The sequence below is a fragment of the Nonomuraea spiralis genome (assembly GCF_014648435.1).
Taxonomy (GTDB): Bacteria; Actinomycetota; Actinomycetes; order Streptosporangiales; family Streptosporangiaceae; genus Nonomuraea; species Nonomuraea spiralis.
In genome coordinates this window covers 161,221-176,041 of record NZ_BMRC01000013.1, presented here as the reverse complement: position 1 = coordinate 176,041, position 14,821 = coordinate 161,221, and the positions used below count along the sequence as shown (strand labels likewise).

Below are 14,821 nucleotides of genomic sequence, written 5' to 3'. Positions count from 1 at the left end.
TTCCGGCGCCGGTCGTCACCGGACGGGCACGGGCGAGGTCGCGTCGGCGATCATCCGGCGCGGCGGGCCGCCGTCGACGCCGGCCGCCCACACGTCGCCGTCCTTGGCGTACATGACCGTGTGGTCGTCCAGCCAGGCGGCCTGGTCGTCGATGCTGGCCCGCTCCCCCAGCGGCCTCTCGCGCATGGTGGCCAGGTCCAGTACGTGCAGCCGCCACGGCCCCGGCGAGACCCGCTTCTTGAACACCAGCCGGGTCCCGTCCGGCGACAGGGACGGGCACTCGGCGTTCTCCCGCAGCGTACGGGCACGCCAGGCGCCGAAGTCGCCCTCCACCAGGTACGTTTTGCCCTTGGTCGCGACGGTCGCGTAGAAGCGGTTGTCGTCGGCGGCGAACGTGACCCCCCAGTAGTTGACGTCGGCGGAGTGGTAGCGGCGGCCGTCGAGGTAGAGCGGGATGTCCTCCATGTTCGTGATGAGGTAGCCGGTCCGGGTGTCGAGGATGCCGGTCCAGGTCGAGAAGCCGCCGCTGCTGTAGGAGTCGCCGGTGACGAACACCGTCCAGGAGGCCATCCGGCCACTGGCGGACACGCGGGCCCGGCTCGGCACCCCGGCCAGGTTGATCCGGCGGGTCTCCCTCAGCGACCGGTCCAGGACGAGCGCCTGGGTCGTCGGCAGCGGGCCGGGCCGGACGACCAGGCACAGGGTGGTGCCGTTCGCCGTGTAGAAGCGGTCGCAGGCCCGGGAGCTGACCCGCGGCGGCGCGCCCGGGTCGGCGGCGGGCACCGACGCGACGCGTCCGCCGCTGCGTACCAGCACCCGGCCCGGCTCGGCGGCGTCGAAGCCCGCGGCGACGGGCGCGGACGGACGCGAGGACGACGCCCACGTGGCGTAGGCGGTCGCGCCACCGGCCAGCACGACCACCGCCACGACGAGAACGAGCAACCTTCTCAACGAGACCTCCCTGTCATCGCCATCGTCATCGTCATCGTCATCGCAGTGTTCGCCAGGCGGTGGCGGCGGCCATGACCAGGCCGGCGGCCATCACCGCGAGCGCCGTCCCCTCCCCCGCCCCCGCCCACAGCAGGCCGAACAGGATGGACGACACCATCCGGGCCGTGGCCTGACCGGTCTGGAGCAGCGCCAGGCCGCCGGTACGCGCGCCCTCGGGCAACATCGGGCCGGTCAGGGCCATGAGCACCCCGTCGGTGGCGGCGTAGAACAGCCCGTGCAGCACCAGTACGGGCACCAGCCAGGCCGGGCCCATGAGCACCAGGTAGGCCGCCAGCAGCGCCACGTGCCCGGCGACGAACACCGCGGCCCGGCCGAACCGGTCGGCCAGCCTGCCGAGCGGCACCGCCAGCACCAGGTAGGCCGCCGCGGTGCCGAGCGGCAACAACGGGAACAACTCGGGCGCGATCGACAACCGCCGCTGCAGCACGAGGTAGACGAACGAGTCGCTGACGGTCACCAGGCCGAGCGCCACGGCCACCAGGCAGGCCCGGCGGAACCCGGCCTCCCTCATGACCGCCGCCCGCAGCCGTACGCGGGCGGTCAGCGGGCCGCGCCGGTCCCGTACGTACAGGATCAGCAGCAGCACGCCCAGCGCGGCCACGCAGAAGCTCGTCACGAACACCGCGTCGTAGGCGCCCGCCGTCGCCGTCAGCACCCCGAACGCGGCCAGCGGCCCGAGGAAGGCGCCCACGGTGTCCATGGCCCGGTGCACCCCGAACGCGCCGCCCAGCCGTTCGGCCGGGGCGCTCAGTGTGATGAGCGCGTCGCGGGGCGCGGTGCGCAGCCCCTTGCCGGTGCGGTCGGCGGCCAGCACCAGGCCGAGCGCCGCCGCCGATCCGCCGGCCGCGAGCAGGCCCAGCTTGCACACGGCCGACAGGCCGTAGCCGAGCCCCGCGACCAGCTTGCGCCGGTCCCACCGGTCGGCGACGTGCCCGCCGGCCAGCCGGACCAGCGCGGTGACGCCGAAGTACAGGCCGTCCAGCAGCCCGAACTGCACCAGGCTGAGCCCGAGGGCGCCCACCAGGTACAGCGGCAACACCGCGGTGACCATCTCCGACGAGATGTCCGTGACCAGGCTGACCAGGCCGAGCGCCACCACGTTGGCGGGCACCGCCCTGGTCAGCCGGGTGCCGAGGAGCGAGATGTACATCTAGTGGCAGGAGTAGGTCGGGCTGCTGTCCTTGACCGAGCCGTCGGTCCCGACGAGCTGCCAGCCGAACGTGTTGCCGGCGAAGGTCAGCTTCAGCACGCCGAAGGTGTCGGTCAGGCGCTTCTGGCTGTTGGGCTGCACGTTCTCGATCTGGTACGGCGACGCGCCGCCCATCCCGCCCAGCACCTCGACGATGCCCTTGGCGGTGTCGGCCTGCGCGCTCGGGTTCTGCGGCCCGAAGCGCTCGTAGTGGTGGTCGTGCCCGTTCAGCACCAGTTCGGCGCCGGCCGCGTACAGCGCCTGCCAGACGGGCTTGGAGACGGGGTCGTTGCCGTGCTCGCCGGAGCTGAACAGCGGGTGGTGCCAGTACGCGGCCACGCACGGCTTGGTGGTGGCGGCGAGGTCGTTCTTGAGCCAGGTGATCTGGGCGGACTGGTCGAAGTGGTTGGAGTCGAGCGCGACGAAGTGCCAGTTGCCCCGGTCGTAGCTGTAGTAGCTCTTGCCCTGCGGGAAGGCGATCGCACCGAAGTACGACTTGTACCCGGCCTCGGACCCGGCCGGGTCGTAGGTCTCGTGGTTGCCGGGCACCGGGCGGGTCTTGGCCTTGAACCTGCCCCACGTCTTGTCGTAGTAGGCGCGGAAGTCGGACAGGAGGGCGTCGTCGTACTGGTTGTCGCCCATGGTGATGACGAACTCGGGGTTCATCGACTCGACCAGGGCGGCCGTCTTCGGGTGCACGCAGGAGGCGGAGCTCGCGGTGCACTGCTCGGCGATGTCGCCGGCCGCGGCCACCACGAACGTGTCACCCGGCGGGTCGGTGGGCGGGTCGGTCGGCTGGGTGCCGCCGCCGTAGACCTGCATCTCCCACAGGGAGTAGCCGTAGGAGGTGCCGCGGGTGGTCCCGTACATGCGGACGTACCGGCCGGTGGCGGTGACGGCGAGGTCGTCCACGCCGCCGTCGCCCGAGCCGGTGGAGTAGACGTCGGTCCAGGCCGTGCCGTCCGCCGAGGTCTGGATCTTGTACGACTTGCCGTAGGCGTCCTCCCAGGTCAGCTTGACCCGGGAGATCTGCTGGGAGGCGCCGAGGTCCACCCGCAGCCATTCGGGGTCGTGGCCTTCGGCCGAGGCCCAGCGGGTGGCGGCGAGGTCGCCGTCGAACGCCTTCGCGGCGGCGTAGGAGGAGGCTTCCTTGGAGGAGGCGGTGGCGGGTTTGCCCTGCGACAGCAGGGTCTCGGCGATGCCGGCCGAGGCGGTGGCGGCCACGAGCAGGCCGGCCACCAGGCCGAGCACGGCCGTGCAGGCCATGAGGGCCAGGCGGACTCTGGACATGGCGATTCTCCTGGGGGTGAGAGATCGGAGCACGGTCCGGTGAGCGGCCGGGGCAGGAGAACCTCTCGCTGAGCGCGTCACATCCTCGTGGGATGCCGCGCCGAGCCGCTTACCGGGATCGTGGACCAGGGCGCGGAGGGCTGTCAAGAAAGTTAGGAACCTTTCTTAACCAGCTCACCGATCGTTCACGCGGGCACGCCGAGGCCGCCGCCCGAGGGGCGGGCGGCGGGCCGGTGCGGGCTCTCAGCCCGGCGTCACCGGGACGTTGGTCAGGCCGCTGGTGGCGCCGGTGACGGTGTTGGAGGAGTACACGACGTTCGGGGCGGCCGCGCACTTCGAGGTGGAGGTGATCTTGATGGCGTACGCGCCCACCCCGCCGAGGGCCGAGCGGTTGCCGCGCCAGACGTTCCCGCAACCGTTGAGGAAGGACGGGCTCGTGACCGGATTGTGCGTCTCGTACCCGTTGGCGAACGTGCCGGGCGCGGCGAACGTGCCCGTGTTGCCGTCGATCGTGTAGCCGCTTCCCTTGACGTCCACCCACGAGTCGGCCGAGTTCTGGCCGCTGAGGCCGGTGCCGTCGAAGGTGTTGCCGCGGATCAGGCCGCCGCTCGTGCCCTCCTTGACGTCGATGTGCTCGGCGGCGACGTACGGGCCGATCGTGTTGCCGACGACCTGGACGCGGTCCGACCGGTCCACGCCGCCGCTGTTGCCGTGGCAGGACCAGTTGGAGCCGGCCGAGCCGAGGTAGACGCCTTCGCCGTACCCGGGCTGGAGGAGGCCGGTGTGGGTGACGCGGGAGTTCCTGATGACGCCGTCGGACGAGCTGCGCCGGAAGTGCACGCCCTCGTCCTCGACGTGGTGCACGTACACGCCGTCGATCACCACGTGGGCGGAGTCGTCCAGGACGATGCCCTTCTTGGAGTCCTTGACGGTGAACCCGGTGAGCCGCCAGTACGGCGCCCCGAACAACCAGAGCCCGTAGCCCGGATCCCACCCGCCGCCGGGCGCGGGACAGGGCGGCGCGCTGCCGGAGGGCCCGTCGTTGACCAGGACGGCGTTCGCCGGCCCGGTCAGCGTGATGGGCGCGGCGGCCGTGCCTGGGCGCTGAGTGACGAAGGCGCCGTGGTACTCGCCGGGCGCGAGCCTGATGGTCTGCCCCGCGACCGCCCCGGCCAGCGCCCCGGCCAGCTCGGCCGCGGTGGAGACGTCCACCTCCGCCGTCGCGGACGACGCACCGGCGGGGGCGGGCCAGGAGAGCAGGAGGGGCAGCAGTCCGGCCACGAGAGCCCGTCTCATGAGATGTCCTCCCTTCGGGGCGGCCGTGCCCGCGGACGGGAACCGCGGGCACGGCCACGGATTCCGCCGGACGGTCAGGGCACCCAGTGGTTGCCGGTCACCGTGATCATGACCTGGAGCTGGATGCTGGCCGAGTAGTAGCTGCTCGCGTCGATCGGCGTGCCGAGCATCTTGGTCCACAGCGCGTCCAGCCAGGCCTGGCTGCCGGAGTCCGTCATCGCCGCCACCGCGAACGGGGCGAAGAAGGCGGCCTCGCTGCCGCTGGAGATCTGTGTGCCGTTCAGCTTGTAGCCGATCGCGATCTTGCCGGGGTCGCCGCCGGTCTTGCTCCTGATCCAGGAGTTGAGCTTCCTGGCCGAGGCGAGCGACTTGGCGTCCCCGCTGGTCACGGCGTCGTCGCCGATGCGCCACGGGGTGCGGCAGGCGTTCCACCAGAACTGGCCGTCGTTCGGGTCCTCCAGGACCTGGCCGGGGGCGGGCTTGGCGGTGGTGTTGGTGTTGACCACGAAGTCGGGCAGCAGACCGGTGGCGGAGGCGTAGTTGGCCTGGAGGGTGGTGATCAGGTTCTGGTGCGCGGTCCTGATCGTGTCCCAGGCGCTGTTGCCGGTCGCCTTCCTGAAGGCCCTGAAGTGGTCGACCATCCAGTCGGAGGTACGGGTGATGTAGTAGTACTGGTCGCCCGAACTGCTCCAGTCGCCCAGCTTCAGCAGGTTCGTGGACGGGTTGATCTCGTCCTTCTTGATGGCGTTGATGTGCTTGATCGCCAGGTCGAGGTAGTTGTACGTGCCCGAGCTGCCCCACTGCCGGTGGGCCAGGAGCAGGCCGTAGGCGACGTCCATGTCGCCGTCGGTGGCGCCGTCGCCGCCGTCGACGCTCTTGCAGGCAGTGTCCTGCTCGGCGGCCAGCAGGTCGGGGTTGATCGAGGACGGGTGGTCGATCATCCACTTGACCAGGCCGTCGAAGATCTTCTTGGCGTCGGGGTCGGCGCCGGCCATGGTCGCGACGATGGCCATGCCGTAGCCCTGGGCCTCGGCCACGTACGGATGGTCGGCGTCCGGCGAGATGACCTCGTACCAGCCGTTCCCGCAGTTCTGCCGGACGAAGGCGGCCTTCCAGCGCTTGTAGTAGTCGACCACCCGCGCGTCCAGGGTGGCCTGGTCGCCGGACGGGCGGAGCATGCCCGCGGCGTACGGGATGGTGTGGCTGCCGAAGGGCACGGCCGGACCGCCGCCGCCGCCGGGCTGGGTGGTGGCCGTGACGCCGCCGCCGGCCGGCGACTGGTTGCCCGCGGCGTCGCGCGCCCTGACCGTGTAGCCGTAGGCGGTGGCGGGGGTCAGGCCGGTGTCGGTGTACGTGGTGCCCGTCGCGGTGGCCACCAGGGTCGAGCCCCGGTAGACGGGGTAGCCGGTGACGCCCACGTCGTCGGTGGCGGCGTCCCAGGCCAGGGACACGCTGGTGGAGGTGGTGCCGGTGACGCGCAGGCCGGCCGGGGTGGAGGGCGGGGTGGTGTCGGTGCCGCCGCCGCCGCTGCCGTAGACCTCCAGCTCGTAGAGCGAGTAGCCGTACGAGGTGCCGCGGGCGGTGCCGTACATGCGCACGTACCGGCCGCTGCCGCTGACCGTCAGGTCGTCGGTCGCGCCGTTGCCGGAGGTGGTGGAGTAGACGTCGGCCCAGGTGGAGCCGTCGGGAGAGGTCTGGATCCGGTACGACTTGCCGTAGGCCGCCTCCCAGGTCAGCTTGACGCGGGAGATCGTGTACGTGTCGCCGAGGTCGACCCTGATCCACTCGGGATCGTGGCCTTCGACGCTGGCCCAGCGGGTGGAGGCGCTGCCGTCCACCGCCTTGGCCGCCTCGAAGCCGCTGCCCTCGGTCGAGGACGAGGTCGCCGGCCTGCCCCGCGACAGCAGTGTGTCGGCGGCGGCCGAACCGCTCGTGGCACTGGCCGGGGGTGCCAGGGGGGCGGCCGCCACCAGGGCCGCGAGGAGAGTCGTGACGAGAAGCGGCACGCGCCGGGCGCGCCGCTCAGGATGTCTGATCATGCGTTGATCCTTCGGATAGGGGGTGCCATGGGGCCATCCGCACGTGGACCGTGATCGCTGACAGGCGTTAGGAAACTTTCCTAACCCTCACAGCGGACGCTAAACAAGAACACCCCCATCCGCAACCCTTCCCCCCAAACCAACCTCCGCCGCCGCCCGCGACGGGGACGGAGGGGGTCGGGGGACGGGCGCCTCCGGCCGAGAACCCCGAAGGGCGGATGGCGACAAGTGCCCCGGCGGACGCCGTGAAGCCGTGCACAATGTTGGCCATGGACCCCGAGGGCCAGGAACAGTCACCTCGAACAAAACAGGTGGCCGGACATCAGTTGCGGCAGGCGGCGCGGACGGCGCTCGAACTGTTCGTCATTTGGCTCGCCGAAGACGTCCGCCCGGTCATGAGCGCGGGCGCCGCCGAGATAGTGGCACGCGTGGAGAAGAGCGCGGGCGCGGTCAAAGCGGAATGGGTCGGCCTGGCCCCGGGAAAACAGGCGGAGAACGAAGAACGGGCGAAATCATACGCCGAACGCCTGTCGGCCATCTCGGCCCTCGACCCCGGCCAGCGGGAGAAGACGTACGCGGCGATCGAGGACTGCACCCGGTGCCTGCTCGCCACGAGATGGCGCGTCCACCCGCTCAACGACCCATTCTTCGAGCGTAACCGCGTCGTCTTCGGCGTCCAGGCGACCCTGCTGGGGATCGTCGCCGTGATCTTCGTGGTGATCCCCTTCTTCGGCTCGCTCACCCCGCCGAACGTGTGGACGATGGCCGCGTACCTGATGCTCTACTTCTTGTACGACGTGATTCACACGAATGCGCGGCGACTGCTTCGCGGCCGCCTCATGACGGTCGTACGCCTGAGCGTCTTCGCGGTTCTGCTGCTCATTCAGATACGGCCGGAATTCGGCAGGGAATTCACCACCGGCATCGCCGTCCAGCTGAAAGCCCTTTCCACCGGATTCGGCCTGGGCACGCAGGTGCCGCAATTGCGGGCGATCGATTGGGCGGCGGTCATCACCGGCTCGCTCCGGGTGGTCTTCGGCGTTCTGCTGCTCTCGATCCTGTTGTCCCTTCTCGGCAGACTCGGGCATCTCATCTCCGGGCAGACGTCACCGACCTACACCCCGGCGGAGTCGGCGATGGCGCTGTCGATCTACCAGGTGGTGCACGTCGCCAAGCTGCTGGACGACGCGACGGACGAAGGCGCGTACGTCCCCCGCAGCCGCTTGAGAGGGCTGGGCGACGCGCTGGAGTCCGTGGCCAGGACCATCGAAACCCTGTGGGTCAGGTCGCAGCGGACCGGCGTCCGGGCGATCGACTCCGAGGCCCGGCGGCTCGGGGCTCGGCTGGCCTTCCGGATCCGGCAGTACAGGTCCCGGGCCGTGCTCGGCGGCGACAGGAACCTCCTGGAGATGCGGGACTTCTTCGTCCAGGCGGCGATCTGCGCCGTGTCGGGGGAATGGCGGCAGATCCTCGGCGACGCCGCCGCGACGGAGGCCCCTACGGGGGTCGGTCTCGTACGAAGCGCCCTGTCGCGGGTGCTCACGACGCTGCTGCCCGTTCCCGCGGCGTGGGTCGTCATCACCTGCACGGACGTGGTTCCGGCGGAGGCGCACGGCCTGCTGCTGCTGGGCGCGATCATCTTCACCCTGGTCCAGATCGCGACGTGGCTGGATCCCGGCGCGGTGACGTCGTTCGAGGTCGCGGGAAAGGTCCGCGACCTGCTGCGGAAATAGGGCCGTACCCGCCCTCAGTGGGCCGGCGGCCACCCCGTCAGAAGAACTGGCCGACCCGCAACGGGCGCACCACCAGAGAGACCGCGGAACGGCTGAGCACCTTGACCGTTCTGAGGCCGGTCAGCATGTCCGCCCTCACCTGGACGCACTTCATGCGCACCTCGTGCTCCCCCGGAGGCGCGAAGCGGGAGATGACGACGCCCCGCTTGCCGAAGCCCAGGCCCCCCAGCCCGACCCCCACCTCGCGGAACATCCGCCACGACCCCTTGATGGGGAACGCGGTGGAGCCGACGACGGCATGGTTGGCCTGGGTGGGGCAGTGGATGAGGATCCGGATGACGTCGTTCTGGTGCGGCGCGTCCGGCGAGACCCGGAACGACGTGAGCTTCTGCCAGGAGGTGTCATCGTCCTGGCCGGAGGCCACCTCCGCGAAGGCGGCCGGGCCGGCGGGGGCGGAGGCGAGGGTGGCCGCCGCCATCAAAGTGATCGACCGCATCTTTCCCCTCACCGTACGTGACCGGACGGTTCCCATTGTGGTCACATCGCCCCGGCGGCCGGGGACGCCACGCCGATCGTACGACGAGCCGCCCGGAAACACGCCCGGCCCCGGGAGGGGCCGGGCGGGACGGACGGACGGGCTCAGGAGCCCTGGGTCAGCCTGGCCACGCCGTGTTCGATGGCCTCGATGACGCGCGGGCGCAGCTCGGCGGCGCTGATGATCGCGTCGACCGAGCCGACCTCGACCGCGCGCTGGATGTTGTGCACCCGGTCGAACTCCGCGGCGACCTCGCCGAGCTTCTCCGCCCGGACGGCCGACTGCACCTCGGCGAGCTGGGCGTTCAGCGCCGCGCGTTCGGCACCGCTGGCCGCCGCGACCCGCGTCTGCAGCTCGCTCACGCGCGGGTCGGTCGCGGTGCGGTTGTTCACCTCGCCGGAGAACACCACGGCCGCCGCCGGGGCGCCGCCGAGCACCGAGGCGAACGAGCCCTCCAGCGCCAGCACGGTCATGTTCGGGTTGAGCGCCTTGGAGAACACCACGAACGCGCCGCCGTGGTAGCGGGAGATGACGCAGAACACGATCGGCCCGTCGAAGTTGACGATGGCCCGGCCGATCTCGGCGCCGTACTCGAGCTGGAGCTTGCGCATCGACTCCGGCGAGCCGTCGAACCCGGACAGGTTCGCCAGCACGACCAGCGGCCGGTTGCCGGAGGCCGCGTTGATCGCCCGCGCGGTCTTCTTCGACGAACGCGGGAACAACGTGCCGGCCGTGTACGAGTCCGGCCCGTCGGCGGGCGGGAAACCGCGCCGCGGCACCGGCCGCGACTCGATGCCGATCAGGCAGACCGGCCGGCCGCCGATGTGCACGTCCTGGACGGCCGAGGTGTCGGCGTCGGCCATGCCCGCCCAGCGTTCCAGCACCGGGTGGTCCTGGTCGGACAGGGCGCGCATCACCGTGCGGATGTCGAACGGCTTCTTGCGGTCGGGGTTGTGCTCGGCGGAGAAGATCTCGCCGACGGTGGCGAAGTCGCTGCCCGCGACGGAGTGCGGGTAGTCGCGGACGTCGCGGTCGGCCGGGTCGGCGGTGGGGGCCTGCCGGGGGCCGTTCTCGCCGGGCACGACGTAGGTGTGGTCGTAGTGGGCCATCAGCACGTCGCGGGCGGCCGGCAGGTTGGGCGCCCAGTACTGGGCCTGGCCGTTGGGGCCCATGACGCGGTCGTAGCCGCCGATGCCGAAGTTGTCCTCGGCCGAGACGCCGCCGGAGAAGTCGAGCGACTGCTTGCCGGTGAGCACCATCGCCGAGTCGGGCGTCATGACCAGGATGCCCTTGGTGTGCATGAGCATCGTGGCCTCGGCGTTCCAGTACGGCTGCGCGCCCACGGTGATCCCGGCGACCACGATGTTGATCTCGCCGCCGGCCTGGGTGAAGGTGACGATGCGCTTGAGCGCGGCGGCCACCCAGTCCATGTTCTCGGTGCCCGAGGTCATCGAGATCCGCGCGCCGGCCGACAACGCGAACCACTCCAGCGGCACGCGCATGCGCTCGGCCAGGTCGAGCGCCGCGATCACCCGCGCGCACTCCGGCTCCGACAGCGCGCCCAGCGCCTTGGTCGGGTCGCCGAGCAGGACCACCCGGGTGACGCCTTCGGGGTGGCGCTCGGTCGGCGTGGTGACGACGCCCGCCACGATCGCCGCGGAGTTGCCGCCCTTGGGCCGGTCGACCGGGACGAGCGTGCCGTCGCCGTCGAGGTCGTGCTCGACGAAGCGGCCCCGGGGGCCGGCGAGCAGGCCGGTCAGCTCGTACGGGTAGGCGTTGCCGCGCCGGGCGGCGCGCAGCACCTTCTGGCGGTAGTCGTCCAGCGGCTGCACCGGCTCGTCGGACGGCTTGCCGACGTGCAGGCTCGCGCCGTGGCCCGAGTCGAGGGTGATGCGGACGGCGACCTCGCTCAGCTCGCCCGAGGGGGTGCGCTGGCGGGCCACGAACTGGACCTCCTCCAGCCCGGCGCCCGCGGTCGTCGGCAGGATGCGCTGGACCAGCATGTTGAGCTCGTCGGTGGTCAGCTCGGTCGAGGGCCAGACGTACATCATGATGCGGTTGGTGTCGAGGCGCTTGTTCTGGGGGCGCTGGGCCTGCATGTTGCGGATCGCGTCGAGGCCGGCGGTGAGGGCGTCCTCGACGGCGGGCAGCGCGACCAGACGGCCGTCGGCCTCGCGCAGCGGCGTCAGGTCGCGGACCTGGCCCATGGCGATGAGCCGTTCGTCGGCCGGGTTGCTCTTGGCGACGGCCCTGAACAGGTAGATCTCCTCGTCGGAGGAGGGCAGCCGGGTGAGGTCGAACTCCTGGAGCCGGTGCAGCTGCAGGCGCTGGGCGATCTGCGGGTGCAGGCCGCGGATCAGCCGGTCCTCGGCGAAGCCCGCGCCGTCGGGGCGGAAGGTGAAGTGGTGGTGCATCACCGCGCCGCTGGTGCCCACGACGGTGGTGGTGATCCGCCGTACGCCGGGCTGCGGGCGGGCGGCCAGCAGCCCTCCGAGCCGTACGGCCATCGCCTCGGCGTCAGGCTGGCCGTCCCAGGTGAGGTAGAGGTCGGCGACGAGCCCGCGCTCGCCCACACCCTCGGCCAGCGCGCCGACGGCGTCGAGGGCGTCGGGCAGGGCGGCGATGTCGACGGCGGTGGTGACCAGGCGGGTCACGCCGCGCGCGCCGGTGTGCTCGGCGGTGACGAACCGGCAGCCGGCGCCGTCGCGGGTGGTGACCTGCGACAGCCCGCGGTTGCCGTAGTAGCGGCGGGTCAGGACCTCCAGCAGCGGCGCGAGGTCGCGTTCGGGACGGCCGATGCGCTGGCCGAGCAGCCGGACGAGCGGCTCGGAGCTGGCCACCATGGCCTGGATGCGCTCGGCGCGGTCCGGCGCGTCCGGGTCGCGGTCGAGGTGGCGCAACTCGTCGCGGACGGCGGCGTAGACCTTGGCGCGGTTGCGGCGCAGCAGCGGCTGGGCGAACCAGCGGAACACCACGCCGCGGGCCAGGTCGGAGACCACGGGGAAGCGCACCTGCGTGGCCTCGACCAGGTGCTCCAGGGCCAGGCCGGCGCGCTCGCCGAGCGACTCGCGCGGGGACGAGCCGGCCAGCCAGGCGCGCAGCAGCTCCGACGTGACGGAGACGCCGGTCGTCATCTGCTGCTGGGCCAGGAAGATCCGGAAGAGCGCCGCCTCCAGCTCGGGGGTGCGGTCGAGGTCGTCGACGCCGTAGTGGCGCAGCATGCGCGTCAGCTTGGCCTGGAACGCCTCGGGCAGGCCGGCGCGTTCGACGTCGAGGCTCTGGAGATAGCTGTGGAAGTACTCGCGCGGGCTGTGCACCGGGCTGCCGGGCTCGACGTCGAGCTCGCCGCCGGGCTTGTTGCGGCTCAGCTCGGACAGGTCGGCGAAGACGGTGAGCAGGTCGAGCTCGCCCTCGATCACCCGGTCGTCGAGCTCGGCCCGCGCGGCCAGGTAGTCCGACAACATCCGCGCGCGGTCGTGGGGGTCGGCGTCGAAGCCGAGCAGCACGCCGCGCAGGTCCGCCAGGCCGCGCTCGGCCCGTTCGGCGGCCGAGGCCCGCGGCGGGGCGGCGGGCAGGTCGATCTCGGCGGCGGCCGTGGCGGCGGCGGCCTGCTCGGCCTCGGCGCCGGCCAGGGGCTCCAGGCGCATCAGCGGCGCGCCGGCCTCGACCTGGCTGCCGACCGAGACGGCGCACTCGCGGACCCGGGCGCGGAACGGCGCCCGCAGCACCGTCTCCATCTTCATGCTTTCGAGCACCAGGAGCGGCGCGCCGGCCTCGACCTCGTCACCGGCCGACAGGGGCGTCGCCACGACCAGCGCGGGCGCGGGCGAACGGACGACGCCGCCCTCGTCGCGGCTGATGCGGTGGGTGACGCCGTCGACCTCGACCAGGTGGATCGGCCCGTGGGTGGCCGACATCAGGCGGAAGCGGCGGCCGTTCACCATGATCCGGCCGCTGTGCTCGTCGAACCGGTCGATCTCGACGTCGACCGGCTGGGAACGCTCGCCGTCGGAGATGACGACGCGGAAGCGCCTCTGCCCGGCCCTGGCCACCCGCAGCCGGTAGGCGGCGCCGCGCAGCTTGAGCGTCAGCGGCCGGCCGCTCTCGTGCTGCACCTGCGGACGCCCGCCGTGGGCGGTGGTCAGCAGCCGGCCGCGGCTGACCTCCTCCTCGTCCTGGTACGCCTCGATCGCGGCGGCGGCCAGGGCGACCGCGGAATGGCGGTGGCTGACCAGGCGGCCTTCGGCGCGTACGCGGTCGATCCAGCCGGTGTCGGCGCTGGCGTCGATGACCTCGGGCTGGTCGAGCAGGTCGAGCACGAAGCTCTTGTTGGTCGCGCCGCCCTCGACGATCACGGTGGTCGCGGCCATCGCGCGGCGCAGCCGGGCAAGGGCCTGCTCGCGGTCGCGGCCGTAGGCGATGATCTTGGCGATCATCGAGTCGAAGTCGGCCGGGATGGTGTCGCCCTCGCTGACGCCGGTGTCGACGCGGATGCCGGGCCCGGTGGGCAGCACCAGGCGCGCGATGCGGCCGGGCGCGGGCGCGAAGTCGCGGTCGGGGTCCTCGGCGTTGAGCCGGGCCTCGACCGCGTGGCCGCTCTCGCGCGGCTGGGGGCCCTCCAGGCGCCCGCCGGCGGCGACGTGGAGCTGGAGCCGGACCAGGTCGGTGTCGGTGGTCAGCTCGGTGATCGGGTGCTCGACCTGGAGCCGGGTGTTGACCTCCAGGAAGGCGAACATCTTGTCGCCGGGGTGGTAGAGGAACTCGACGGTGCAGGCGCCGCGGTAGCCGACGGCCACGGCGAGCCGCTCGGCCGACGCCTTCAGCTGCTGGGCCTGGTCGTCGGCCAGGACCGGGGAGGCGGACTCCTCGATGATCTTCTGGTTGCGCCGCTGCACCGAGCAGTCGCGCACGCCCAGCGCCCACGCCGTGCCCTGCCCGTCGGCGATGACCTGCACCTCGACGTGGCGGGCGCCGGTGACCAGGCGCTCCAGGAAGACCACGCCCGAGCCGAACGCGCGCTCGGCCTCCTGGCTGGTGCGCTCGTAGGCGTCGGTCAGATCCTCGGCCGAGGCGACCATGCGGATGCCGCGCCCGCCGCCGCCCGCGGTGGCCTTGAGCATCAGGGGGTAGCCGATCTCGCCGCCGGCGCGCAGCGCGTCCTCCAGCGTGGCCACCTCGCCGCGGCTCCACGGCGCGACCGGGACGCCGACCTCCTCGGCGATGAGCTTGGCGCCGATCTTGTCACCGAGCCGGCGCATCGCCTCCGCGCTCGGCCCGACGAAGGTGACGCCGATCTTCTCGCACAGCTCGGCGAAGGACGGGTCTTCGGCGACGAAGCCCCACCCGACCCACGCGGCGTCGGCCCCGGTCTCGATCAGCGCCCGCTCCAGCACGGCGTGGTCGAGGTACGGCCGGGCCGACGCGGGGCCCAGCGGGTAGGCGACGTCGGCCTCGCGGACGAAGGTCGCCTCGCGGTCGGCGTCGGTGTAGAGCGCGATCGTCTCGATCCGCTTGCCGGTCTCCGCCGAGAGATCCCGGACGGCGTGGATGAGCCGCATCGCGGCCTCTCCGCGGTTGACGATGGCGACACGATTGAACACCGGTTGAGCCTCCCACGTACCCCGTACAGAAGGCGAAGTCCGGGACGGTTCCCGGAGCCTCGCACGTCACTGTCTCTACCGTGCTCGATCAACGCCTGATGCACCAATGTCGGTCTAGTGCATGCCAG

At 71.9% G+C, this 14,821-nt stretch carries 8 protein-coding genes; 1 reads left to right on the top strand and 7 read right to left on the bottom strand.

The genetic code is table 11. The features are described 5' to 3' along the window. Window positions 1-15: 15 nt before the first annotated feature. From IEZ27_RS30265 to IEZ27_RS30245, 5 genes are all read right to left on the bottom strand, one after another. Window positions 16-951 (bottom strand): TolB family protein, encoded by a 936-nt coding sequence (locus IEZ27_RS30265; RefSeq protein WP_189650363.1) that lies wholly within the window; start codon window positions 949-951, stop codon window positions 16-18. Window positions 952-988: 37 nt separating this feature from the next. Beyond that, entirely contained in the window at window positions 989-2,161 is a 1,173-nt protein-coding gene (locus IEZ27_RS30260) for an MFS transporter (protein WP_189650362.1), read from the bottom strand. After that, window positions 2,162-3,490 (bottom strand): discoidin domain-containing protein, encoded by a 1,329-nt coding sequence (locus IEZ27_RS30255; RefSeq protein ID WP_189650361.1) that lies wholly within the window; start codon window positions 3,488-3,490, stop codon window positions 2,162-2,164. It abuts the gene before it with no gap. Window positions 3,491-3,733: 243 nt separating this feature from the next. Next, entirely contained in the window at window positions 3,734-4,786 is a 1,053-nt protein-coding gene (locus tag IEZ27_RS30250; protein ID WP_189650360.1) for a right-handed parallel beta-helix repeat-containing protein, read from the bottom strand. 74 nt (window positions 4,787-4,860) lie between these two features. Continuing rightward, window positions 4,861-6,825: a glycosyl hydrolase family 8 gene (locus IEZ27_RS30245; RefSeq protein WP_189650359.1), complete on the bottom strand. Its 1,965-nt coding sequence runs from the start codon at window positions 6,823-6,825 to the stop codon at window positions 4,861-4,863. A 269-nt stretch (window positions 6,826-7,094) separates the two neighbouring features. Between IEZ27_RS30245 and IEZ27_RS30240 the strand changes: the two genes are divergently transcribed. After that, entirely contained in the window at window positions 7,095-8,558 is a 1,464-nt protein-coding gene (locus IEZ27_RS30240; RefSeq protein WP_189650358.1) for a hypothetical protein, read from the top strand. Window positions 8,559-8,595: 37 nt separating this feature from the next. On the opposite strand, the gene IEZ27_RS30235 is transcribed toward IEZ27_RS30240, so the two are convergent. Both IEZ27_RS30235 and IEZ27_RS30230 read right to left on the bottom strand, forming a co-directional pair. Then, window positions 8,596-9,054 carry a hypothetical protein gene (locus tag IEZ27_RS30235; RefSeq protein ID WP_189650357.1) on the bottom strand — a complete coding sequence of 153 codons (459 nt, stop codon included), beginning with the start codon at window positions 9,052-9,054 and terminating at the stop codon, window positions 8,596-8,598. Window positions 9,055-9,197: 143 nt separating this feature from the next. Then, window positions 9,198-14,693, bottom strand: coding sequence for an ATP-binding protein (locus tag IEZ27_RS30230; RefSeq protein WP_189650356.1), 5,496 nt, complete (start codon window positions 14,691-14,693; stop codon window positions 9,198-9,200). Window positions 14,694-14,821: the final 128 nt, after the last annotated feature.